Origin of the sequence: Neisseria zoodegmatis, assembly GCF_900187305.1 — a bacterium.
GTDB lineage: Bacteria > Pseudomonadota > Gammaproteobacteria > Burkholderiales > Neisseriaceae > Neisseria > Neisseria zoodegmatis.
Genome location: NZ_LT906434.1, coordinates 518743 through 543258, shown reverse-complemented (window position 1 = coordinate 543258; position 24516 = coordinate 518743). Strand labels below are relative to the sequence as shown.

The following is a 24516-nucleotide window of genomic DNA, read 5'->3' as shown; positions in this document are numbered from 1 at the left end:
TTCAAAGCACTAGGTCAAATCTCGGACGGTTTGTTTTCCGCCCGTTGCCAACGTTGCGGCCTGCGGTTTTTTTGCTATAAACGGCAGGCTGTCTGAAAAATGTCCTCAAAAAAAAGCACCCCGATTCGATACGAATCTGAGTGCTTTGTTTTTCATAAGCCTTATACTTTCGCAGCGGCAGCTACTTCGGCAGCGTAGTCTACAACGGCTTTTTCGATACCGTCGCCTACTTTGTAACGCACGAAGCTGATAACTTCCGCGCCGTTTTCTTTCAGGAATTGGGCTACGGTTTGGTCAGGGTTCATCACGAATGCTTGGCCGTTCAGGGTAACTTCAGCCAAGAATTTTTTGATGCGGCCTTCAACCATTTTTTCGGCGATTTCGGCAGGTTTGCCTGATTCGATAGCTTGTTGGGTGTAAATGCGACGTTCTTTTTCAACGGTTTCCGCATCTACTTCGCTTTCAGACACGCATTGGGGTTTGGCGGCAACGATGTGCATACCTACTTTGCGGGCAACGTCTTCGGCACCTTTGAATTCAACCAATACGCCTTCGGTAGCCAATGCACCGTGGATGTAGGCGGTCAGGCTGTCGGCGGTTTCGATCACTTGGAAGCGGCGTACAGACATGTTTTCGCCCAATTTGGCGATGATGGCTTTGCGCTCTTCTTCAACCAATGCGCTCAGTTCTTCAACAGAAGCAGGCTTTTTGGCAACGGCGGTTTTGGCAACAAAGTTGGCGAACTCTACGAAGCCGGCGTCTTTTGCTACGAAGTCGGTTTCGCAGTTTACTTCAACCAAAGCGCCTACATTGCCTTCGATAGCGTAAGCCAATACGCCTTCGGCAGCGGTACGGCCGGCCAGTTTACCGGCTTTGGCGCCTGATTTGATGCGCAGGATTTCTTCGGCTTTTTCGATGTTGCCTTCGGCTTCAACCAGTGCTTTTTTGCACTCCATCATGCCCAGACCGGTAGCGGCACGCAGGTCGGCAACCATTTTTGCAGTAATTTCTGCCATTTTGAATCTCCTAGAAATTGGGGCAAGCACGGTTTGTGGTGCTTGTGAATCTTGGTAAGGCCGTCTGAAAAGGTAGTATTTGATGCGTTTTCAGACGGCCTGTTTCGAGAAAAGGGGCATAAAGCCCCCTTTTTGAAAAGCCTTATTCGGCAGCGGCTTGGGCAGCGGCTACGGTTTCTTGGATGGCTTGGTTTTTGCCTTCCAATACGGCATCTGCCATACCGCGGCAGTACAGACGGATTGCTTTTGCAGAGTCGTCGTTACCGGGGATAACGTATTTCACGCCGTCTGGGCTGTTGTTGGTATCCACTACGGCAATCACGGGGATGCCCAGTTTTTCAGCTTCAACCAAAGTACCTTTTTGGTAGCCGGTGTCGATCACGAAAATCGCGTCGGGCAAGCCTTTCATATTTTTGATACCGCCCAATGAACGCTCCAGTTTTTCAACTTCGCGTTGCATTTCCAAGATTTCTTTTTTGCTGTAACCGCTCTCGGCAGCGTTTTCCAAAGCTGCGGTTTTTTCTTCCAAGCGTTTGATGGACTGTTTAACGGTTTTGTAGTTGGTCAACATGCCGCCCAACCAGCGGTAGTCAACGAAAGGCATACCGGCACGGGTAGCTTCTTCGCGGATGATGTCGCGGGCTTGGCGTTTGGTACCTACAAACAATACGGTACCTTTGTTTGCAACCAGACGGCGAACGGCTTCTTGCGCTTCTTGGAACAGCGGCAGGGTTTTTTCCAGGTTTACGATATGGATTTTGTTGCGCGCGCCGAAAATGTATTGCTCCATTTTCGGGTTCCAGTAACGGGTTTGGTGGCCGAAGTGAACGCCTGCTTCCAGCATCTGGCGCATAGTAACTTGTGACATAAATTTTCCTTAAAAGGGTTAAAGCATACACTTTGTCGCATAGAACCTACCGGAGTAAGCACCCTTTCGCGCAAAGTGCGGGCGTTTGAGTTAACAATAAAAAATGATTCCGCCGAAACGGAAACCGCAGAATTATATAAGATAAGATGCCGTCTGAAAAGTGCTTATTCGGGTTTGCGGCTCGACTGCTGTTTTTCCAGCCATTTGATGCGTTTGTTGCGCCGCCGTGTTTTAACGACCCAAAAAGTAAACAGGCTGGGCAACACCGCCCAAAATACGAGATAAATCAAGGCGCGGGCAATGGTGGGCTGTGCGGCGGAAAATAAAACGGCCACGAATAGATAACCGATGGCGATAATGTGCCACATGATGATCCTTTCATCTGAATGCGGGGTCGGCTTATTTTATCCTCAATCAATCCGTTTGCGGTCAATCCGATAACCCGAATGCGCCCGCTTCGCTGCCGTTTGGTTGCGCAATGTTTTCAGACGGCCTGTTTGGGCTAAGATGCTCGATGTTCGGCTACAATACCAACCAAGAAACCTTCAGGCCGTCTGAAAAACCATTTACCCGTCGAGGAGAACGATATGAATATCCGCCCTTATCTGGAGCATGTTCCGCACATTGATGAAAGCTGCTATATCGACCCGGTTTCTGCCGTGATCGGGGAGGTTTCGCTGGCGCAAGACGTATCGGTGTGGCCGTTTGCGGTGCTACGCGGCGATGTGAACAGCATTACCATCGGCGCGCGCAGCAATGTTCAGGATTTGAGCATGCTGCACGTTTCGCACAAAACGGCGGCCAAGCCCGACGGTTCGCCGCTGGTTATCGGCGAAGACGTAACCATCGGCCACAAAGTGATGCTGCACGGCTGCACCATCGGCAACCGTGTGCTGGTGGGCATGAATACGGTGATTCTCGATGATGTGGTAATTGAAGACGACGTGATGATCGGTGCCGGCAGTTTGGTGCCGCCGCGCAAGCGGTTGGAAAGCGGTTTTTTGTATGTAGGCTCTCCCGTTAAACAGGTGCGCCCGCTCACGGACGACGAAAAAGCGTTTTTGGTGTATTCGGCGCAGCACTATATGCGCGTGGCCGCCAACCATAAGAAAACTTTGGCAGAGATGCCGTCTGAAAACGCAGCTTCGGCTGACTGCAATACATAAACCAATTAAAACATACTCTCTCGCTTATTTCATCATGAAAGTATCAATAATGAACACTCGCCGCATTGCCTATATTTCATTGTTGGGTTCGCTGCTGCTGACTGCCTGCGGCGACAACGGCAGCCGTAACGCTTCAGAAGCAGAAGCTCCGGCTCCCGCAGCCGCCGTGGCGGAACAGTCTTCCGACAAACAAGCCGCCAAATTGACACCGAGCGCGGTGGTCGATCAAAAAATAGAAGGCAGGCAGCTTGCCGTAACCGCCGATATTGATTTCCAAACTACCGACACGCGCAAAACGGCGGCCGATATAGAAACGCTTACTGCCAAGCACGGCGGTTTTGTTGCAACCAATACGATTAATGCCGACATCCGCAGCACCGATTCTTTTCCGCAAACCGACGGCACGCTGCTTGAAATCAGCCGCTATACCTACCGCGCCGATTTGGTCGTGCGGATTCCCACCGACCATGCTTCCGAATTTCTTCACGATTTGCAGGCACACATTACATTTTTGAACAACCAGCATTTTTCAGCCGAAGACGTAAGCTTGGATTTGCGCCGGCAAGCACTCGAAGCGCTGCGCCAACAGCAGCTTGCCGACCAATTGGCCGATGTGAAGCAGTCTGAAGAACCTTCCGACAAAAAAGATTCGGCGCAAGTAACCCGCTGGCAGTTTGACGCCAAAGCCCAACAAGAATACGCCGAGCTGGAAAAGGCTTATTGGCAGGACAAAGTTGACTTCGCCACCATACAGCTTCACTTCAACCAGCCCGAAACGGTTATCCGCCGCAGCAGACCGAACCCCGAAGCTTTGGCCAAACAATCTGAACCGCCGTTTTTTGCACAAATCCTGCCGATGCTGGAAAAAGGCTGGTATCTGTTTCAAAACATACTGCTGATTACGATGGCAGCATGGCCGCTTTGGCTGCTGATCGCACTTGTCTGGTTTGGAAGACGTTTTTGGCGTCAGCATATCGCCGGCAAAGAAAACAACGACAGCAACAATCAAGATTGAAAACACGCGTTGGCGTATGCGTTATGAAACACAGGCCGTCTGAAAAACTGTTTTTCAGACGGCCTGATATTTTTGCTAAACCTACGGATAGGACTGCGGTTCAAAATGCAATATGGTCAATCCGCTAACAAACCAAAAAAGGCCGTCTGAAACCTGTGCTTTTCCGCAAACAGTTTTCAGACGGCCTAAGGGTTCAAACCGGCCTGTTTAGAACTTCACGTTCACACCGAAAATAAAGTTTCTTCCCGGTTGAGGCACATACGGCAAGTGCGAATTGTGGATATATACCTTTTGGTTGAGCAGGTTGTTCATATCCAAAGACACTTTATATTCCGTTTTGCCTACGCGGTTGCGGTAGGCGATACCCGCATTCAACAGATGGTAGCCGCGGGTGGGGTCTTCCAATACCGGAATGGTATAGAGCCTTTGTTTTGCGCCGTTTTCTTCCAATTCATCGTCGTCAAATTTACGCGGAAACTCCGAGACGGCGGTGCGGTTTTGATTGAAAACGCGGGTGTATTCAAGCGAGGTTGACCATTTTTCGTTGAATTCGCTGTTCAATCTGAAACCTAAGCGTGCGGGCGGTACGCGCGGTGCGTAACGGTCGGGCCGCTGCGCCGTTTCGCGTCCGACAACATCGAAACAGGTATCTTCCAAACCGTCTTCATCCACACAGGTGTATTCGCGGTAAATTTTGTCGCCGTAGAGAATCGGCAGGCCGAACAGTTTGCCCCGCACGATGTCGCCGAACACGGTGAATTTATGCCGTGGGGTAAATTGATAGCCGATTTCTCCTTCCAAGCCGTGGAAACGTGCCTGCGACTGAATATAACGGCGTACAAACAAATTACCGCTGCGGTGCAGGTTTTCGGCATGGATGAAGTTTTTAAAGCGGTTGCGGTAGGCACTGATTTTATAGTCCCATTTCTCGCCGCTGTAACTCAAGCCGATTTCAACATTGTTGGAACGCTCTTTTCTCAAACCCTTGTTGCCGAACTCAAATGAGTTGGTCGCCAAGTGTTTGCCGTGATAATACAGCTCCATCGGCGTGGGCAGGCGTTCGTTGTGGGACGCGGTGAGCGATAAGCGGTAGTAAGGTGCGAAATCCCACAGCAGGCCGCCCGAATAAGAAAAGGCCTTTTCCGAATAAGCGCTCAAATCGGGCTGCTGCGTGCCGGGCTTAACGTAACGCGCAAGCAGTTCTTGATCGTAACGGATGGGAATGCGCTGTTTCTCCCAACGCACGCCGCCTTCCAACAGAACATTGCCGATACGGTATTGTTCCAAAGCAAACAGGCTGAGCTGTTTGTTGGTGTTTTCTACCAACGGGTTACGCTCGTTGATGTATCGCTCGCCGTGTTTCAAAGGCGGTGCGACGCGGCGGGCGCTGCTTTTCTGGGTTTGGTATTGGATACCGGCCATACCGTTGAAACCGGCAATCGGGGTGTGGAAAAACTCCAAGCGGGTATTCAGGCCTCTGTTGGCAAATATGGCATCGGGCTTGCCTTGTTGCTCCATGCCGTCTCTCAGCTTGCGCTTTTTGTAGTCTTCGGGGTCGTCGGGGCTGATATAGACTTTACCGTCGTTTTTCTCGTCGTGGTAATAATTGCTGTACACGCTTGAGAACTTGATTTTGCTCAAACCGGCAAAAGGCTGTTTCCATTCGCCGGCCAATTCGTAGCGTTTCACATTCATATCCACCCACGGGCCGGGTCCGCTGTGGTCGTGTTTATGCCCGTACACGTTGTCGTGGCTGTGTTTTTTGTTTTGGTTATGTTCGCTGTCGCAATGGAAATGGTGCGAATCGTTAACATCTTCGTCAGCCATCAGATGCGGGTAAGGCAAAAGATAAGTGCGTGCAATCGGCGATGCGGTGGTTACGTCGAAAATGTGGCCGCTGCAACGGTCGAGCATATGGTTGTGCCCGGGCAGGCCGTAGCGGTCTTTGCGGTAAGTGTATGACGCACCCAAATGCCCTTTGCTGCCCACCCAAGACAACCCGAGCGTGCCGACATGTGATTTGTTATGGGTGTCCGGCACATATTTCAGCGTTTCGCCCAAATTGATTCCCCGAACGCGGTAATTGTCGGAATGGCGCGTCAGCCCTTCTGCATGAACGGCAATATTGTCGCCCAGGCCGAACGTAACGGCTGCGGTTGCCGCTTTTTCTTTGGCCGCCGTATCGAAGCGGACGGCAGTTTCGCCTTCGTAACCTTTTTCGGGCACCGAAGTCGGAATGCGTTTATCGGCAATATTCACCACACCGGCGGGGGATGCCGCGGCATAAGCCAGCGTAGACGTGCCGCGCAATACTTCCACCCTTTGCGCCAGCAGCGTATCGGCCGCTACCGCATGGTCGGGCGAGAGTGAAGACATATCGACGACATCCGAACCGTTTTGCAGAATCTTCACCCGCACGCCTTCCTGACCGCGGATAACCGGCGCACTCGCCCCGCCGCCGAAAGGATTGCTGTGAATGCCCAGCTCTCCGGCCAAAGCATTACCCAAAGTGGCCGAGCGGCTCTTGAGCTTTTCGCCGCTGATCAGCATATCGCTCGCTTTTCGGTTGCCGGTAAACGGCTGTGCCGTCGGCTGGCGTTTGCCGACAACCGTTACCTCTTCCAAGTTTTGTTTGTGTTCCGTCTCAACTTCCGCCCATACTTGCGTGCTCAATATCAGCAGCAGAGGAGAAACGGTAAATTTGAAATGTCGCATAGTTTATTTTCAGCAATGTTATAAAGTAACACATTATTTTAAGTTTTGTTTACTCAAATGGCAATATCTTTACCTATCCTTAATTTTTAGCTACCCGATTCAACTTACCATGCAAGCAAAACAACAAAAAGCGAAGCAACATGCAAACTGGCCTAGAAACTTAACGCTCATGCAGGAGAGGGCAATATGAACGAAGTAACCGAATGGGAAGAGCGGCAGAAAAGCATCGGACAAGTGATTGAAGAGTTAAAAACCTTTTCAGACCAAGAGCTTGTTGTAGTCGTAACGGCAGACGGAGGGGAAACCTTTAAAACCGTTAAACTGATCAGCAAAGGGTTTGATGGCGATAAAGTGTATTGCGCCCTACATATTTAATCGTGCGTGAGATTGTGTTGCCGTAGGCTTGCAGTGAGGCCGTCTGAAATCAACGCGTGCCCTGGCAAGAAAATGCACGAAAAAACCCTACAACAATAAGCCCCGCAACGGCTTTCGCGCTTGTCGGAAACCGCCAAGCACGGTACTATGGCTTGTTATCCTGCTGCAAAGGCCGTCTGAAAAATACGTTGCAGCCAGATTCAAGCTTTATCCTATTGATTTTAATAATTTTGAAAGAGTACAAATGATTAACGACATTCAAAAAACTGCCGAAAGCAAAATGCAGCGCTCTTTGGAAGTATTGCGTGAAAACCTGGCCAAAGTACGCACCGGCCGCGCCCACACCGGTTTGCTGGATCAAGTGGAAGTGGAATATTACGGCAGCCCCGTATCTGTGAGCCAAGTCGCCAACATCACCTTGCTCGATGCCCGTACCATCGGCGTGAAAGTATATGAAAGCAATATGGCTGCGGCGGTAGAAAAAGCCATCCGCGAATCGAATTTGGGCTTGAACCCCGCCGCGATGGGCGACGTGATCCGCGTGCCGATGCCGATGCTCACCGAAGAGCGCCGCAAAGACTTGATCAAAGTCGTGCGCGGCGAAGCCGAAGAAGGCCGCGTTGCCATCCGCAACGTGCGCCGCGATGCCAACAACGATTTCAAACGCTTGTTGAAAGACAAAGAAATTTCTGAAGACGATGCCCGCCGCGGCGAAGACCAAATCCAAAAGCTCACCGACAAATACATCGGCGAAGTCGATAAAATGCTTGCCACCAAAGAAGAAGACTTGATGGCGATTTAAGTTTTATAACCTATAATCATAATCAGAAAAGGCCGTCTGAAACCTTTTAAGACGGCTTCCAACGCTTCCCCGTCATCTTGGGACAACCGTTAATCATGTCCGCCACACACCCTTATTTATTGTTATTTCATAAGGCAAACAGATGAGCAGCAGCACGCAAACCATTTTGGAACACACTCAGATACCGCGCCATATCGCCGTGATTATGGACGGCAACGGCCGCTGGGCGAAAAAGCGTTTCCTGCCCCGCGTGATGGGGCACAAGCGCGGTTTGGATGCTTTGGAAAACATGGTCAAACGCTGTGCCGAACTGGGTGTGCAGTATTTAACGGTGTTCGCTTTTTCAACCGAAAACTGGCGCCGCCCCGAAGACGAAGTTTCTTTTCTGATGGGTTTGTTTTTACAGGCGCTGCAAAAGCAAGTACAACACCTGCACGAAAACAATATGCGGGTAAAGGTAATCGGCAACCGCAGCCGTTTCAGCGAAGACATCCGCACCGGCATTGAACAGGCAGAACGGCTTACCGCCGCCAATATGGGGCTTACGATTACCATCGCGGCCGACTACGGCGGCCGCTGGGATATTCTCCAAGCGGCCAACCGCCTGATTCAAGAAGGCGTTACCGAAATTACCGAAGACATGCTTGCCCGGCACCTGATGCTGCCCGATGCTCCCGAGCCGGATTTGTTTATCCGCACCGGCGGAGAAACCCGCATCAGCAATTTTCTGCTGTGGCAGCTGGCTTATACCGAACTTTATTTCACCGACACCCTGTGGCCGGATTTCGACAGTGCCGCGCTGGATGCGGCCGTGCAGTCGTTTCAAAAACGTGAAAGGCGTTTCGGCCGCACGTCCGAACAGCTTCCGCCTGAACAGCAACGGAGCGAATAACCCATGTTAAAACAACGCGTCATTACCGCTTTGATTCTGCTGCCCCTGATGTTGGGCATGCTGTTTTGGGCTTCAGACGGCCTATGGGCATTTTTTACCGGCCTGATCGCCCTGCTGGTTTTGTGGGAATACGCCCGCTTAAGCGGCATGGAGAAAGCCCAAAACCATCATTTTTTGGCTGCCACGGCTTTTTTCGGCCTTACCGCTTATGCTGGAGGGTGGACGCTGCCCGTTTTTTCATGGCTGTTGGTGCTGGCATTTTGGCTGCTGGTCATGCCTTTGTGGCTGTATAAAAAATGGCAGTTGAAGGCAGACTGGAAAGCCTATGCCACCGGCCTGATCATTGTTCTGCCTTTTTGGTTTGCCCTGAACAGCCTGCGCCCGAACACCGATGCCGCACTTTCGCTGCTCGCCGTTATGGGTTTGGTGTGGATAGCAGACATTTTCGCCTATTTTTGCGGTAAAGCATTCGGAAAACGCAAACTTGCCCCGTCCATCAGCCCCGGCAAAAGCTGGGAAGGCGCAATCGGCGGTGCGCTGTTCGTTGCCGTGTATATGGTTTCGGTGTGGAATGCAGGATGGCTGGCGTTTGATGTTTCATGGTTCGGCGCGGTGTTGGTAGGCTGGATACTCACGGCAGTCAGCATCGGCGGCGACTTGCTCGAAAGCTGGTTCAAACGCTCCGCCGGATTCAAAGACAGCAGCAACCTGCTGCCGGGGCACGGCGGCGTATTCGACCGCACCGACAGCCTGATTGCAGTAATCAGTGTTTACATGGCCATGATGGTTGTGTTCGGCTGACACACTTTGTATTTTTCAGACGGCCTTAACAACAGGAGCACGAAACCATGTCGGAAAAAAACTTATCCCTATCGAAAGGCTTGGGTGTTTTGGGCGGGCTGCTGGCCGCAGGCTTGATTGCGGCGGCCTTTATACTCGGCACGCAGTTTAAAAACTTCCGCCAGCCCGGCACCATCACCGTGAAAGGCTTGGCCGAAAAAAATTTCCAATCCGACCATGCACAATGGAACACTTCGGTAAGCCTTCATGCCGACACCTATCAAGAAGTGTTGGACGCGCTGAAAAAACAACGCCCCAAATTGAAAAAGTTTCTACTCGAACAAGGCTTTGCCGAAAACGAAATCCAAACCGGCACGCCTGAAATCACCCGTGCCTACATCACCGAATACGACGAACACCGCAACGAACGCCGCGTTCCCAACGGTTACGACGGCACGCAAACCATTACCGTGCGCACCGATAAACTGGGTAACATTCAAAAAGCCCATAAAGCCATTCTGAATCTGCGCGCCCAAAACGAACTGATCGACTTTTCCGATCCGCAATACCTGCTCGGCAATTTGGAAACCATCAAACGCGAACTGATTAACCAAGCCACCGACGATGCCCACAAACGCGCTCAGGAATTTGCCAAAACCGGCGGCAGCCAAGTAGGCAAAATGCGTTCCGCCTCGCAGGGTTCGTTTAATATTTATGCCGACAGCGGCAAAGGTGCTGAAGAAGAAGACTACGGCGGTACCTACGACAAATCCACCATCGGTAAACAGGTTCGATTGGTGGTCACGATTGAATACAACATAGATTAAGCGATTAAGCAAAACCGAGGCGTCTGCAAGCCCGCTCAACCCGTTTTCAGACGGCCTCACATAAAGAACCATCATGACACAACACGTTTTAACCATACTCGGCAGCACCGGCAGCATAGGCGAAAGCACGCTCGATGTCGTATCGCGCCATCCTGAAAAATTCCGCATTTTCGCACTGGCCGGACACAAACAGGTTCAGAAGCTCGCCGCCCAATGCGAGCGTTTCAAGCCCGAATTTGCCGTTGTGGCCGATGCCGAACACGCCGCCGCATTGGAGCAGCTGTTAGAACCGGCCGACTGCAACACCGAAGTGTTATACGGCGCACAAGCGCTTATCGACATTGCCGCCGCCGACGAAGTAACCGGCGTGATGGCGGCGATTGTCGGCGCGGCCGGCCTGCCTTCCGCGCTGGCTGCCGCCCGCAAAGGCAAAACCATTTATTTGGCCAACAAAGAAACGCTGGTGGTTTCCGGTGCCCTGTTTATGGAAACCGCGCGAGCCAACGGTGCCCAAATCCTGCCGGTGGACAGCGAACACAACGCCATTTACCAAGTATTGCCGCACGATTATTCAGGCCGTCTGAATACACACGGCATCGAATCCATCATACTAACCGCCTCCGGCGGGCCGTTTCTCGATACCGATCTAGCCACCTTCGACCACATCACGCCTGCGCAAGCGGTCAAACATCCGAATTGGTCGATGGGTCAAAAAATCTCCGTCGATTCCGCCACCATGATGAACAAAGGCTTGGAGCTGATCGAAGCGCATTGGCTGTTTAACTGCCCGCCCGACAAGCTCGAAGTGGTTATCCATCCGCAAAGTGTGATTCACAGCATGGTGCGTTATCTCGACGGCTCGGTGTTGGCGCAAATGGGCAATCCCGACATGCGCACGCCGATTGCCTATTGCTTGGGGCTGCCCGAACGCCTCGAATCGGGCGTAGGCGCGTTAAACTTCGGCACTTTGTCCGCCCTCACCTTCCGCGAACCGGATTTCAAACGCTTCCCGTGCCTGAAACTCGCTTACGAAGCGATGGAAACCGGCGGTGGCGCGCCGTGCGTACTCAATGCCGCCAACGAAGAAGCCGTTGCCGCGTTCCTCGCCGGAAAAATCCGCTTTACCGACATCGCCCGCATTGTGTCGCACTGCTTGGAGCAAGGCTTTTCAGACGGCATCGGCGACATCGACAGCCTGCTCGCACAAGACGCGCTCACCCGCATTCAAGCGCAAAAAGGCATCGGCGCATTGGTCATGAAATAAACCGGCGGCGGCAACCGCACTTGAAAATTTGCCGATAATTTACAGGCCGTCTGAAACCAATATGCATTTTACCGGCCTAATGGTTTTATAAAGTTCTGTAATCATTGTGCAAACCCGCTTGTTATATCCGCCGCTTCTTCTTATACAATGAAACATTTTTCAGACGGCCTCTAAGCAAACAGGCCGTCTGAAAAAAACATACAGCAATATTTTGGGGAATTATGTTGAACACCATACTGGCTTTTATCGTAGCCATTTTGATTTTGGTCAGCCTGCACGAGTTCGGCCACTACATCGTCGCACGCTTGTGCGGCGTGAAAGTCGTGCGCTTTTCTGTGGGCTTCGGCAAACCGTTTTTAAAGAAAAAACGCGGCGACACCGAATGGTGTTTGGCGCCCATTCCGCTGGGCGGCTATGTAAAAATGGTCGATACCCGCGAAGGCAATGTGTCTGAAGCCGACCTGCCCTACGCCTTCGACAAACAGCACCCCGCCAAACGCATCGCCATCGTCGCAGCCGGCCCGCTGACCAATCTAATTCTGGCCATATTGCTGTACGGCCTCAGCTTTTCATTCGGCGTGACCGAACTACGCCCGTTTGTCGGCACCGTAGAACCCGCCAGCATCGCCGCCCGCGCAGGTTTCGTGCCGGGCGACAAAATCCTGTCGGTCAACGGCGTGTCCATCGATAAATGGTCTGACGCGCGCAACGAAATCGTGCTGAATTTGGAATCGGGAAAAGTCGATATTGCCGTCGCCACGCCCACCGGCGGCAATGCCGTGCGTTCCATTAATGTTGCCGGCACGCCGGAAGTGGAAAAAGTGATCAAGCAGCAAGGCCATATCGGTTTGCTGCCGGTTAAAATCACCAACACCCTCGGCCATGTTGCCGCCGACAGCCCCGCAGAACGCGCAGGTTTGCAAAAAGGCGATACCTTGCTGGCAGCCGACGGCCGCCAAATCCACACTTGGGCGGAGTGGTCGGAAACGTTCCGCCGCAGCCCCGGTAAAAACCTTACCATCCAATACGTCCGCAACGGGCAAGTAGCCGAAACCCATCTGCGCCCCAACTCTGAAGAACTTTCAGACGGCACCTTAATCGGCAGAGCCGGCGTAGCACCCCAAAGCGACGAAGCTTGGATGAAAAAAATTACCCACGAATACCAACCCGGTTTGGCAGAAGCTTTCCAAATGGGTTGGGAGAGAACCGTCAAATACTCCACCATGACGGTGCAGTTTTTCGGCAAACTGATTACCGGCCAAGCCTCGTTGAGCCACATTTCCGGCCCCGTAACCATCGCCGACGTGGCGGGCAAAACCGCCGAACACGGTTTGCAAAGTTATTTGGAGTTTCTGGCGCTGGTCAGTATCAGCTTAGGAATCATGAATTTATTACCCGTGCCTGTTTTGGACGGCGGTCATTTGGTGTATTATGCCGCCGAGTGGATACGCGGAAAACCACTAAGCGAACGCATACAGGCTATCGGCGTACGCTTCGGCCTTGCCGTCATGTTACTGATGATGATGGTGGCTTTCTTTAACGATATAACCCGTTTGTTTGGATAAATGTTATGAAATTGAAACAGATTGCTGCAACCTTAACGTTAATCGGCCTCTCGCCTTTGGCGCTGGCCGACTTCACCATTCAGGATATCCGGGTAGAAGGCCTGCAACGTACCGAACCCAGCACGGTATTCAACTATCTGCCCGTTAAAATCGGCGATACCTTTACCGATGCCAAAAGCGAAGAAATCATCAAAAACCTGTATGCCACCGGCTTCTTCGACGACGTGCGCGTAGAAACTCTGGGCAATCAGGTATTGCTGACCGTAGTGGAGCGCCCCACCATCAGCAGCCTGAACGTTACCGGCGCCAAAATGCTGCCCAACGACGCTATCAAGAAAAATTTTGATACCTTCGGTTTGGCGCAATCCCAACCCTTCAGCCAAGCCACCCTCAACGAAGCCGTTGCCGGTTTGAAACAGGAATACATCAACCGCGGCAAACAGTCGGTGGAAATCACCCCTACCGTATCCAAGCTGGCGCGTAACCGCGTAGCCATCGACGTTAAGATTGAAGAAGGCAAAAGCACCAAAATCGTCGATATCGAATTTGAAGGCAACGAAAAATATTCAGACCGCAAACTGCGCCGACAAATGTCGCTCAGCGAACAAACCATTTTCAGCTGGCTGACCAAAAGCAACCGCTTTAACGAAGAAAAATTCGCCCAAGACATGGAGCGCGTAACCGAGTTTTACCAAAACAACGGTTACTTCGAAGCCCGTGTGTTGGATACGCAGATCGACACCAACGAAGACAAAACCAAACAAACCATCACCGTAAAAGTACATGAAGGCCCGCGCTACCGCTGGGGCAAAGTACAAATTGAAGGCGACACCCGTGAAGTTGCCAAAGAAGATTTGTACAAAATGCTGAAAATGAAAGAAGGCCGTCTGTACGAACGCCAAAAAATGGTCGACAGCCTGCAAGCCATGCAGACTGCTATGGGTAGTGCCGGTTACGCCTTTAGCGAAATCAACGTACAGCCCGTGCCCAACACCGAAACCGGCGTAGTGGATTTCGTGTTGAATGTCGAGCCGGGCCGCAAAGTTTATGTGAATGAAATCAACATTTCAGGCAACAACAAAACCCGCGACGAAGTAATCCGACGCGAATTGCGCCAAATGGAAGCCGCCCCTTACGACGTTTCCAAACTGCAACGTTCCAAAGAGCGCGTAGAATTACTCGGCTACTTCGATGACGTACAGTTCGACGCCAAACCGGTGGAAGGCACGCCCGACCAAGTGAATTTGGACATGTCGCTGAAAGAGCGTTCTACCGGCTCGCTGGATTTGAGCGCAGGCTGGGTACAAGATACCGGCTTGGTATTATCGGCAGGCGTGGCGCAAGACAACCTTTTCGGTACGGGCAAATCCGTTTCCGCCCGCGTATCGCGCAGTAAAACCACCCAAAACGCTTCACTGTCGTTTACCGAACCTTACTTCACACCCGACGGCGTGAGCTTGGGTTACGACGTTTACGGCAAAGTGTACGACCCGCGTAAAGCCTCTTCCAGCACGCACCAATACAAAACCACTACGCTCGGCACCGGCTTGCGCATGGGTATCCCGGTTACCGAATACGACCGCGTGAACTTAGGCTTGGGTGCGGAACACCTTACCGTTAACACTTACGAAGGCGCCCCCAAACGCTACCGCGACTTCATCAACGAACACGGCAAAGGTACCGACGGTATCGGTAAATTCAAAGGCTGGGTATATAAAGGCAACATCGGCTGGGGCCGCAATAAAACCGACAACGCCTTGTGGCCGACACGCGGCTACCTGACCAACGTCAACGGCGAAATCGGCTTGCCGGGCAGCAAATTGAAATACTACACGCTGACCCACAACCAAACTTGGTTCTTCCCGTTGAGCAAAGAGCTGACCCTGATGCTGGGCGGCGAAGTCGGCTACGGCAACGGCTACGGCAAAACCAAAAACATGCCTTTCTTTGAAAACTTCTACGGCGGCGGTTTAGGCTCCGTGCGCGGTTTCGAGAGCGGCACATTGGGCCCGAAAGTGTATGACCGCTTCGGCGACGTTATCAGCTATGGCGGCAACAAAAAAGCCAACGTAAGCGCCGAGCTGCTGTTCCCGATGCCGGGCATCAAAGATTCTCGCACCGTACGTTTGAGCCTGTTTGCCGATGCCGGCAGCGTGTGGGACGGCAAAACGTATAACAACAGCAGCAGCGATCCGTTCCACTCTACCGGTGCGGCGCAAAACGTTTACGGTAAAGACGCCGTACACAAATCTACGTTTAAAGAAGAGTTGCGTTACTCTGCCGGTGCGGCCGTAACCTGGCTGTCGCCGCTTGGCCCCATGAAGTTCAGCTATGCCTATCCGATCAAGAAAAAGCAAGGCGATGAAATCCAACGCTTCCAGTTCCAACTGGGTACGACTTTCTAATTCGGAGCCGGCATCCAAGCCAATAAGGAAGGTTATGAGTAAAACATCACATTTTATGAGCCGCTTTGCCGCTGCCGCATTGGGTTTCAGCCTGATGGGCAGCGCAGTTGCCGCCGAAGGTGTGCAAAAACTCGGTTTCATCAACACCGAGCGCGTTTATCAGGAATCCAAGCAGGCACAACGCATTCAGACGACGCTGGAAAAAGAATTCGACAGCCGTCAGAAAGCGTTGGAAAAAATCCGCAAGGAAGGCGAAGCCGTCGAGAAAAAACTGGCTTCGGGCAAACTTTCCCCAAGCGCCCACGAAGCCGCCGTGCGTGAGTTGGGCGAATTGGTACAGAAATTCCGACTCCAGCAAGCCCAGCTCGCCGAGGAATACAATCTGCGCCGCAATGAAGAATTTGCCGCCCTCCAGCAAAATGCCAACCGTGTCATCATCGATTTGGCGAAAAAAGAAGGCTACGACCTGATTTTGCAAGACGTGATTTACGTCAACAGCAAATACGATATTACCGACAGCGTGATCAAAGCCTTAAACGCACGCTAACCGCAGGTGCCTGTCGGCAAACCGTCATTCCGTTTCAACAAAGCGGCTGAGGTTTGCCATTACAGGCAGCTGTTTTTTCAGACGGCCTTAATACATGACTCCAGCTTTTTACACCTTATCGCAAATTGTGGCCGAATTAGGCGGCGAATGGCGCGGCGAAGACATCAGCATCGCTGCGGTACAGCCTTTGGCAGACGCCACTGCAGACCACATCAGTTTTCTGGCCAACCCCAAATACAAGGCCGACGTTGCCGGCAGCGCAGCCGGTGCCGTGATTGTCAGCCCGAAAACCGCCGACGAATTTCCCGGCCGCAACCTGATTGTGGCGCAAGACCCTTACCTGTATTTCGCCAAAGTTGCGCGTCTGTTTTCGCCTGTGGAGAAAGCCGTAGCCGGCATACACCCGACCGCCGTGGTCGAACCCACCGCCACCGTGCCCGCAAGCTGCGAAATCGGCGCACACGCTTATATCGGCGGCAACACCGTTTTGGGCGAAGGATGCCGCATTTTGGCCGGCGCCGTGGTCGAGCACGACTGTAAACTCGGCAACGAAGTCGTCATTCATCCCAATGCCGTGATTTATTACGGCTGCACACTGGGCAACCGCGTGGAAATCCACAGCGGCTGCGTCATCGGTGCCGACGGTTTCGGCTTGGCTTTTGCAGGCGACTCTTGGTTTAAAATCCCGCAAACCGGCGGCGTTACGCTGGGTGACGACGTGGAAATCGGCTCCAACAGCAATATCGACCGCGGTGCCATGAGCGATACCGTGGTCGGCAACGGCACCAAAATCGACAATCAGGTGCAAATCGGCCACAACTGCAAAATCGGTTCACACACCGTGATTGCCGCGAAAACCGGTATTTCAGGCAGCGTTACCATCGGCAATTACTGTATTCTCGGCGGCGGCGTCGGCACGGTCGGCCATATCGAAATCGCCGACAAAACCACCATCGGCGGCGGCAGCAGCATTACCCACAGCATCAAAGAAAGCGGCCAGCACATTGCCGGCCCCTACCCGATGCAGACGCACAAAGAATGGGCGCGCAATGCCGTCCACATCCGCCACTTGAGCGAAATGAACAAACGCATCAAGCAGCTTGAAAAAGCGCTTGAAATCCCGCAATCCGCTGAAAATAATAAGGAATAACCATGGATATTACCCTCCCGATTGAAGCTAAAGACATCCAGAAGCTGATTCCCCACCGCTACCCGTTTTTGCTGCTCGACCGCATCACCGCTTTTGAATCCATGAAAAGCCTGACTGCCATCAAAAACGTGAGCATGAACGAGCCGCATTTCCAAGGCCACTTCCCCGATTTCCCCGTGATGCCGGGCGTGTTGATTATCGAAGCGCTGGCACAGGCTTGCGGCACATTGGCCATTTTGAGCGAAGGCGGCCGCAATCCCGAAGAAATCTACTTCTTTGCCGGCATCGACAATGCCCGCTTCAAGCGCCAAGTGGTTCCCGGCGACCAACTCGTTTTTGAAGTGGAGCTGCTGGCCAACAAACGCGGTATCGGCAAATTCAAAGCCGTGGCCAAAGTAGAAGGCCAAATTGCCGTAGAAGCCGAAATCATGTGTGCCAAACGCGCAGTAGAACTATAAATACATGTATGAATAAAGGCCGTCTGAAAACATCTGCAACTTTTCAGACGGCCTTTCACAGAAGGAAAGCCTCCTATGAGCTTAATCCACCCGACCGCCGTTATCGACCCCAAAGCCGAGCTTGATAGCAGCGTCAAAGTCGGCCCTTACACTGTGATCGGCCCGAACGTACAAATCGGCGCCCACACCGAAATCGGCCCGCACGCCGTGATCGACGGCCACACCACCATCGGCAAGCACAACAAAATTTTCCAGTTTGCCAGCTTGGGTGCACAACCGCAGGATAAAAAATACCGCGACGAGCCGACCCGTTTGGTTATCGGCAACGGCAACACCATCCGCGAATTCACCACCTTCAACACCGGTACCGTAACCGGCATCGGCGAAACCCGCATCGGCGACGACAACTGGATTATGGCCTATGTGCACCTCGCGCACGACTGCGTGGTCGGCAACCACACCATTTTTGCCAACAACGCTTCTTTAGCGGGGCATGTTACCATCGGCGACTATGTTGTTCTCGGCGGCTACACGCTGGTTTTCCAATTCTGCCAAATCGGCGATTACGCCATGACCGCGTTTGCCGCCGGCGTACATAAAGACGTGCCGCCGTATGTGATGGCCGCAGGCTACCGCGCCGAACCGGCCGGCCTCAACACCGAAGGCATGCGCCGCAACGGATTCGCCCCCGAGCAAATCAGCCGCGTGAAAAATGTTTATAAAACGCTTTACCGCCAAGGTTTGGGTTTGGAAGAGGCGAAGGCCGAAGTGTTGAAACAAGCCGAAACCGCGCCCGAGCTGGCCGTGTTCAAGCACTTCTTTGAAACATCAACGCGCGGGATTATCCGCTAAGCGGCCGTCTGAAAAACACCATACGGTTTTCAGACGGCCTCGGAGCTTGCCTAACCGCGTCCGATATTCGAATACACAACACAGCACATACACACAGAAAAAACCTGCATGCCGTCTGAAATTTTCAGACGGCATCATAAAAACCACCAACCCCAAACATTCCGCCACTGCTTGCCCGTGAAGTTCCCTAGCCATAGTCTTTCGTCATCATTCCGGAACGCTCGGGCAAAAATACCAAAACAACGGCGGAAATTGAGTAAGATAAACAGCACACCGGCCACTATCCAATCATCTTTCATCTATCCAGCTTCATGAACCCACCCACCCCAGCCAACCGCCCCATCACCATTGCCCTGTGCGTAGGCGAAGCATCGGGCGACCTGCTCGGCGCACACCTGATGGACGCCATCAAACAACGCTGCCCGCAAGCGCGTTTTATCGGCATCGGCGGCCCGCGTATGCTTGCCCGAGGGTTTGAAAGCCTATACGAACAAGAAAAACTGGCGGTGCGCGGCTTTGCCGAAGTAATCAAACGACTGCCCGAAATCTTAAGCATCCGCAAAGGCTTGGTGCGCGACATGAAAAAAATCCGCCCAGACGTGTTTGTAGGCATAGACGCGCCCGATTTCAACCTCGGCGTGGCCGAAAAACTCAAAAAAGCCGGCATTCCCACCGTGCATTACGTCAGCCCGTCGGTATGGGCGTGGCGGCGCGAACGGGTCAACACCATCATCCATCAAGTCAACCGCGTCTTGTGCCTGTTTCCGATGGAGCCGGAGCTTTACCGCGAAGCCGGCGGGAAAGCCGAGTTTGTCGGCCATCCCATGGCGCAAACCATGCCGCTCGATGCCGACCAGCAGGCCGCACGCCGGCAGATGAAAATCGAAAGCTGGGAAACCGTGTTCTGCCTGATGCCCGGCAGCCGCGTGAGCGAAATCGACTACATGGCGCCGATTTTCTTCCGCACGGCCAAGCTGCTGATGCAACGCTATCCGAGCGTGCGTTTCCTGCTGCCCGTCGCCACCGTCGCCACCCGACGGCGCTTATTGCAGATTCTCGAACAACCCGAATTCAAGGCTTTGCCGATACAGCTTATGTCCGCACACGCCGACTTGGCCTGTACCGCCGCCGACGTCGTGCTGGTAACCAGCGGCACGGCCACGCTGGAAGTGGCTTTGTGCAAACGGCCGATGGTCATCAGCTACAAAATCTCCCCGCTCACATATGCCTATGTGAAACGCAAAATCAAAGTCCCCCACGTCGGCCTGCCCAATATCCTGCTGGGCAAAGGCGCCGTACCGGAACTGCTGCAACACGATGCCGAGCCGGAAAAACTCGCCGCCGCCGTCGCCGAATGGTACGAATCGCCCCAAGACGTTGCCGCGCTGAAACAGGATTTTCACGACTTGCATTTGCTGCTGAAAAAAGACACCGCGGCGCTGGCTGCAAAAGCGGTCTTGGCCGAAGCAGGCGTGCCGTTTGGAGAATCGGCTTAAAAAACGCAACCGCCATTCAGCCAAGCAGCAATTCAACGGCAGTTTCCACCCTTCCCCGTTCCGTTTCCATTCCACCCATACAAAAACCGCACCTTCCGTTTGAAACACGTTGTTCAAACGGAAGGTGCGTTTTTTTCAGACGGCCTCAAGCATCATGAGGAAGCTTCTTTAAGGCCGTCTGAAAGCAGTTGCGCGGGTTTCGCCAAAGATTCCCTGTATTCTTTAGAACTTCATCTCCATCGAAACCGTTACGTTTCTGCCCGGCGCGGCGTAGCGTGCGTAGTTTTCCACTTTGGTTTGTTGGTTTACCGCACCCATGGCCGATTGGCGCACGTTTTCCCATTGGCTGTAACGGCGGTTGGCCAAATTGTAGATACCGGCGCGCAAAGTCATTTTGTCTTTCAGGTTCACATAACCGCTGACATCGAAAACATACCAAGGTTTGGTGGCTTTCTTGGTGGCGGATTCGTTGTGGACGAGGTAGCTGGTTTTACATACGGTTTGCAACTCGTCGGGGTTTTTGGCTTTGGAATACGTCATCATGCCGTTTACGCCCCATTTGCCGCTCGGCGCATCGTAGCCCAAGCCCAATACATAGCGGGAAGGTTGGATGGCATCAAACAACATACCTCAGGAATGTACGAAATAGTCTTTGGTCAGCGAGGCTTTTTTGAGCTTCACATGGTTGTAGGCTACGGTGCTGTACAGGCCTTCGGGCAGTTTGTCGGTAATACCGTGCCAATCGACCTTGCCGACGATATTGATGCCGTCGGTGGTGGCGTTATACATATTGCGGTAGCCGCGGGCTTTTTCGGCGTTGGTCAAACCGGTAACGTTGGGGTCGATGTGTGGGTCAACCCGATCAAGCCTTTGTACCGGTTGCGGAAATAGCTGGCTTCCAGATGGCCGAAGCCGCCTTTGACATGGACGCCGAATTCGTTGTTTAAGGCTTTTTCGGGTTTGAATTTTCCGACATAGTGCGCTTTGTCGTTTATGCCTTTTTCAAAGCCCGATACGCGGTAGCCGAACAGTTCTTGGAAGCTGGGTACGCGGAAGCCGCTGGAGATGCGGTGTAAGAAGCTCAGATTGGAATTGGGTTTGAATACGAAACCGCTGTTCCATGAGCCGTTGCGGAAAGTGCCTGAAGCCGTCCATGAATCGTCGGTGGTCATTTTGTGGTAATCGTAACGTGCGCCCACGCCCCAATCGACATATTTACCCAAGCTCATGTGGTCGCGCAGGCCGATGTGATAGCTGTGGCCGTTGATGATGCGCGAATGGCAGCTGCTGACGCCGACGAAATTGTTGTAACGGCACAGGTTGAATTTTTCGACTCTGGGGTTTTCCAAACGGTAAATATAGGGGTTGCTTTTTGAGCCGTCGGCTTGGTCGTTCACATACACAACATCTTGCTGGCTGTTGAGGGCGTAAAAATCTTTGTGGTCGAGCTTGGATTGGAAACGGTCGAAGCCTGCGTTCAGATGCAGTTTGTGCGAGGTATGGGCAAACGAGAGTTTTTTCTCTGCTTCGAGGTTCAATGCGTTGTGTTTTTCGCCGTAAATGCTGCGTTCCGATTCGTAAAACGACCACGGTTTGTCTGTGCCGGGGCGGCAGTTTTTATCGACTGCGGGATAAACCGAGCAATTCACGTCGCTGCGGAGGGTGTCGAGCGTGATATTTTGGCGGTCGAGGCTGATTTTGGCTTGATCGACAAAGGTGTTTTTGTCGGGGTTGTCATAACGGTATTCCAAGCCGTTGCGGGTTTTGCGGTGGTGTTCGTCGAAATAGCGCAAGCGCGAGTAGCCCAAGCCGATGTAGCTCCATTGGTCGGTCAAACCGCGTTGGATGGTTTGGCCGTTGTCGATATTTTCGCCGAAGCGGTAAACCCCTTGCGATTTGCCGGACGCGATGCGGGTTTTAGGGTTCCAATATTGCTCGAAGGCCATGTCGCGGATGTCGTAACGCTGGCGTGTATTTTCAAAAATGCCGCCGAGGTAATGGCGCGGTGTGAAACGGTAGCCGCCGCGAACCAGCCACGACCGGCTGCCGTAGTCCATCGGATTGGGCAGGGCGCGTTTGTTGCCGGTGTATTGTGCGGCGGGGATGGTTTCGGTTGTGAGGTATTTTTCTGCCGGAGAGGTGTGGGAGAGCGGGCGCAGTTTGTCGCAATTGGCTATATCGACACACTCGCCTTCTAAAGCAAACCAATCGTATCGGGCGTCATCGCCTTCATAAACGTAGCCGTCTAAGCGCGATATGGTTTGCGGCTGATTGCCCGCATCTTTGTGCGCTTGGGTTTCGTGGCCTTGGCGGTGAGTATAAATTGCCAAGCCTTCAAAGCCGTTCAGACGGCCTGCTGCGGCTATTGATTGGGTAAATAGTTTGTTTTTGCCGCTGTATGCGGTTTTGGTATCCAAGCCCCAGTTTTGGCCTTCTTTGATGATGTCGTCCGCTTCTTTGGTGCGGAAAGCCAGCGAACCGCCCAACGAACCGCTGCCTTGTTCGGCAGAGTTGGCGCCTTTGTTGATTTCGATGGCGGTAATGTTTTCATATTCGATTTCGTTAATCGCGCCGCTGGTGGCCGATGTGTTGTCAACGGTATAAGACTGGATTTGCGGCAGGCCGTCCACCGTTAGGCTCACGCGGTTTTTATCCACCCCGCGCATCGAGTAGCCGCTGCTTGCGCCGCGCCCTTGCTCGACAACGGCGATGCTCGGGTCGTAACGGGTTAAGTCGCGGATGCCCAATACTTGTTCTTTATCGAGGCCGTCTGAATTTTTAACGACTTTGCCCAAGCCGGTAACTTCGGTGTCTTTACGGCGCGCTTTTTTCTTGCCTTTGACCACCACTTCGTTCAACTGCACGGTTTTCGTTACGTCGGTATCGGCGAAGGCCGGGGCGGCTGCCGTGCAAGACAGCACGGCCAAGCATACGGCGGTCAGGCGCGAGGGGAAGGTGTGGTTATGGATGTGTTTTGCGGTATTCATGTTTGCTCCCAATAATATCTGAATGTGTCATGCGTTCGGTTTATTGCACGGATACTTGCCGTTTGGCACCGAAACTGCCGCCCACTTTGTCTTTGCCTTCTTCGTTGCTGTGGAATACGCCGCCCAGCTCTGCTGCTTTGGGGCCGTAAAAACCGCCTTTGACTTCGGCATCCAGATGGACACTTACCGAGTTGGCCGTGCTGCCCGGATCCAAGATAAAGCCTTGGTCTCTGGTTTTGGCGCGGCCGGTAAAGCCGTTGCCTTCAATTTGGGCATGGATATTGAAGGTCGGCAACGCACGGTCTTGCGCAGTCAACTTGCCCTTAAGCGTTTTGGCGCCGAAGTCCACGCCGAACTCTGCGCGGCTGCCGCCTTCTTTGTTGTTGGGAGATTTGCTCCAAATATGAGCTGTTTTACTGATGATGTGTGCCTGCCAACTGCCTTTGTAATGCGCGGTGCCGGGGGGAATATCTTTAACGGGTGTACGCTCGCCTTGGAAGAAGAACGACGCACCGTCTTTATCCTCTCCTGTGGCCGTCTGAAAAGTACCGAACTTGAGATAGTCGAGATTGCTGCAACATGAAAACAGATTCAGCGTGCGGTTGCCGTCCAAAGCATATTTCAGGGTCTCCAAAAACGATTTCGTGTCCGTGCCTGCGGCGGGCAGCAACGAAAAGGTTTGGCCTTTAAACACGAATTTGCGGGCGTCGCCGAAATTGTCGGCTTGAGTGAGGTTCAGGTTTTTGAAGTCGATATGGTAGGCATCGATGATTTTGTCGGTTTTCTCGTCGGCCGCTTTCTCACGCTTACCCGCCAACACGCCGAACAGCGAATTGTCGTCGGCTAAAAACTTACCGGCCAATTCTTCCGCAGCCGGGCCGAAGAAGCCGCCTTCCAAATTACCGTCTTTACCGAAATAAAGGTCGTCCTTGTTGCCCGCCTCTACACGGCCTTGAAAGCGGTTACCTTTGACATCGGCTTTAACCTTGTAACGGAGCGTGCGTTCTTGTGCTTTATCGGCAAGTTTCTTATGGTTTTTATACAGTGTGCCCGTCAGGCTCTTGTTGGCAAAATCGACTTCCAATTCGCTGCTGTGGCCGACTTCGCCTGTGCTTTTATCGGTATGAATCGAGTCGTATTCATTAAACGAAACTGCGCCGTAATTGCTGCCCACATTTGCAGCCGTGCCGGTAAAGCCGGTGCCGGCTCTGCCTTGGCGCGCATCGGTCACGAAATCCCATGTACCTTTGTAAGTCGCTTTGCCTGACGTCGGGAATGCCTGCGCAGGCTGAACACCTTTGTAATAAACGTGGCCGATGCTGCCGAACAGCACTTT

General features: G+C 52.8%; 24 protein-coding genes. 15 read left to right on the top strand and 9 right to left on the bottom strand.

The features are described from left to right. Positions 1 to 161 precede the first annotated feature (161 nt). From tsf to CKV66_RS02535, 3 genes are all read right to left on the bottom strand, one after another. Complete coding sequence (gene tsf / locus CKV66_RS02545; RefSeq protein ID WP_085363722.1) at positions 162 to 1016, bottom strand: translation elongation factor Ts; 855 nt, start codon at positions 1014 to 1016, stop codon at positions 162 to 164. 142 nt (positions 1017 to 1158) lie between these two features. Next, positions 1159 to 1884, bottom strand: coding sequence for a 30S ribosomal protein S2 (rpsB, locus tag CKV66_RS02540; RefSeq protein WP_085363721.1), 726 nt, complete (start codon positions 1882 to 1884; stop codon positions 1159 to 1161). Between the two features lie 164 nt (positions 1885 to 2048). Continuing rightward, positions 2049 to 2252 (bottom strand): hypothetical protein, encoded by a 204-nt coding sequence (locus CKV66_RS02535; RefSeq protein WP_085363720.1) that lies wholly within the window; start codon positions 2250 to 2252, stop codon positions 2049 to 2051. Between the two features lie 219 nt (positions 2253 to 2471). On the opposite strand from CKV66_RS02535, the gene CKV66_RS02530 reads away from it, so the two are divergent. Together CKV66_RS02530 and CKV66_RS02525 are read left to right on the top strand one after the other, a co-directional pair. Next, entirely contained in the window at positions 2472 to 3050 is a 579-nt protein-coding gene (locus CKV66_RS02530; RefSeq protein WP_085356680.1) for a gamma carbonic anhydrase family protein, read from the top strand. A 49-nt stretch (positions 3051 to 3099) separates the two neighbouring features. After that, a complete protein-coding gene (locus tag CKV66_RS02525; protein WP_157739142.1) occupies positions 3100 to 4065 on the top strand; it encodes a DUF4349 domain-containing protein in 966 nt (321 codons plus the stop codon). Positions 4066 to 4272: 207 nt separating this feature from the next. Here the strand turns inward: CKV66_RS02525 and CKV66_RS02520 are convergent, their stop codons facing one another. Continuing rightward, positions 4273 to 6780, bottom strand: a complete 2508-nt coding sequence (locus CKV66_RS02520) for a TonB-dependent receptor (protein WP_085363718.1) — start codon at positions 6778 to 6780, stop codon at positions 4273 to 4275. Positions 6781 to 6966: 186 nt separating this feature from the next. On the opposite strand from CKV66_RS02520, the gene CKV66_RS02515 reads away from it, so the two are divergent. From CKV66_RS02515 to lpxA, 12 genes are all read left to right on the top strand, one after another. Continuing rightward, complete coding sequence (locus CKV66_RS02515) at positions 6967 to 7155, top strand: hypothetical protein (protein ID WP_085363717.1); 189 nt, start codon at positions 6967 to 6969, stop codon at positions 7153 to 7155. A gap of 244 nt (positions 7156 to 7399) precedes the next feature. Beyond that, positions 7400 to 7957 carry a ribosome recycling factor gene (gene frr, locus CKV66_RS02510; protein ID WP_054600055.1) on the top strand — a complete coding sequence of 186 codons (558 nt, stop codon included), beginning with the start codon at positions 7400 to 7402 and terminating at the stop codon, positions 7955 to 7957. Positions 7958 to 8099: 142 nt separating this feature from the next. Continuing rightward, positions 8100 to 8849, top strand: coding sequence for an isoprenyl transferase (locus tag CKV66_RS02505; protein WP_085363716.1), 750 nt, complete (start codon positions 8100 to 8102; stop codon positions 8847 to 8849). A 3-nt stretch (positions 8850 to 8852) separates the two neighbouring features. Continuing rightward, the gene (locus CKV66_RS02500) at positions 8853 to 9650 is read left to right on the top strand and encodes a phosphatidate cytidylyltransferase (protein WP_085363715.1); all 798 of its coding nucleotides are present in this window, start codon (positions 8853 to 8855) and stop codon (positions 9648 to 9650) included. 47 nt (positions 9651 to 9697) lie between these two features. Next, positions 9698 to 10456 (top strand): SIMPL domain-containing protein, encoded by a 759-nt coding sequence (locus CKV66_RS02495; protein ID WP_085363714.1) that lies wholly within the window; start codon positions 9698 to 9700, stop codon positions 10454 to 10456. A 73-nt stretch (positions 10457 to 10529) separates the two neighbouring features. Continuing rightward, the gene (gene ispC / locus CKV66_RS02490) at positions 10530 to 11720 is read left to right on the top strand and encodes a 1-deoxy-D-xylulose-5-phosphate reductoisomerase (RefSeq protein WP_085363713.1); all 1191 of its coding nucleotides are present in this window, start codon (positions 10530 to 10532) and stop codon (positions 11718 to 11720) included. 224 nt (positions 11721 to 11944) lie between these two features. Then, complete coding sequence (gene rseP, locus CKV66_RS02485) at positions 11945 to 13285, top strand: RIP metalloprotease RseP (RefSeq protein ID WP_085363741.1); 1341 nt, start codon at positions 11945 to 11947, stop codon at positions 13283 to 13285. A gap of 5 nt (positions 13286 to 13290) precedes the next feature. Next, entirely contained in the window at positions 13291 to 15690 is a 2400-nt protein-coding gene (bamA, locus tag CKV66_RS02480; protein WP_085363712.1) for an outer membrane protein assembly factor BamA, read from the top strand. 34 nt (positions 15691 to 15724) lie between these two features. Next, positions 15725 to 16237, top strand: a complete 513-nt coding sequence (locus CKV66_RS02475; protein ID WP_085363711.1) for an OmpH family outer membrane protein — start codon at positions 15725 to 15727, stop codon at positions 16235 to 16237. Positions 16238 to 16331: 94 nt separating this feature from the next. Then, the gene (gene lpxD, locus CKV66_RS02470) at positions 16332 to 17387 is read left to right on the top strand and encodes a UDP-3-O-(3-hydroxymyristoyl)glucosamine N-acyltransferase (RefSeq protein WP_085363710.1); all 1056 of its coding nucleotides are present in this window, start codon (positions 16332 to 16334) and stop codon (positions 17385 to 17387) included. A gap of 2 nt (positions 17388 to 17389) precedes the next feature. Beyond that, positions 17390 to 17845, top strand: a complete 456-nt coding sequence (gene fabZ / locus CKV66_RS02465; RefSeq protein ID WP_085363709.1) for a 3-hydroxyacyl-ACP dehydratase FabZ — start codon at positions 17390 to 17392, stop codon at positions 17843 to 17845. A gap of 75 nt (positions 17846 to 17920) precedes the next feature. Then, entirely contained in the window at positions 17921 to 18697 is a 777-nt protein-coding gene (gene lpxA / locus CKV66_RS02460; protein WP_085363708.1) for an acyl-ACP--UDP-N-acetylglucosamine O-acyltransferase, read from the top strand. Here lpxA and CKV66_RS12100 read toward each other — a convergent pair. After that, complete coding sequence (locus CKV66_RS12100) at positions 18674 to 18892, bottom strand: hypothetical protein (RefSeq protein WP_143773804.1); 219 nt, start codon at positions 18890 to 18892, stop codon at positions 18674 to 18676. The two genes, lpxA and CKV66_RS12100, sit on opposite strands and share 24 nt — an antisense overlap. Positions 18893 to 19008: 116 nt before the next feature. Here CKV66_RS12100 and lpxB point away from each other — a divergent pair, with 116 nt between their 5' ends. After that, on the top strand, positions 19009 to 20193 hold the full coding sequence (gene lpxB, locus CKV66_RS02455; protein ID WP_085363707.1) for a lipid-A-disaccharide synthase: 1185 nt from the start codon (positions 19009 to 19011) through the stop codon (positions 20191 to 20193). Between the two features lie 222 nt (positions 20194 to 20415). Here the strand turns inward: lpxB and CKV66_RS12845 are convergent, their stop codons facing one another. From CKV66_RS12845 to CKV66_RS02445, 4 genes are read right to left on the bottom strand one after another with little or no spacing between them, the layout of a single operon-like run. Next, positions 20416 to 20820 carry a TonB-dependent receptor domain-containing protein gene (locus tag CKV66_RS12845; protein WP_408633873.1) on the bottom strand — a complete coding sequence of 135 codons (405 nt, stop codon included), beginning with the start codon at positions 20818 to 20820 and terminating at the stop codon, positions 20416 to 20418. 3 nt (positions 20821 to 20823) lie between these two features. Continuing rightward, positions 20824 to 21018 (bottom strand): hypothetical protein, encoded by a 195-nt coding sequence (locus tag CKV66_RS12840; RefSeq protein WP_408633872.1) that lies wholly within the window; start codon positions 21016 to 21018, stop codon positions 20824 to 20826. Further along, entirely contained in the window at positions 21015 to 23180 is a 2166-nt protein-coding gene (locus tag CKV66_RS02450) for a lactoferrin/transferrin family TonB-dependent receptor (RefSeq protein ID WP_408633871.1), read from the bottom strand. The genes CKV66_RS12840 and CKV66_RS02450 overlap by 4 nt, the downstream gene beginning before the upstream one ends. A 40-nt stretch (positions 23181 to 23220) precedes the next feature. After that, complete coding sequence (locus tag CKV66_RS02445; protein WP_158087793.1) at positions 23221 to 24513, bottom strand: transferrin-binding protein-like solute binding protein; 1293 nt, start codon at positions 24511 to 24513, stop codon at positions 23221 to 23223. Positions 24514 to 24516 lie beyond the last annotated feature (3 nt).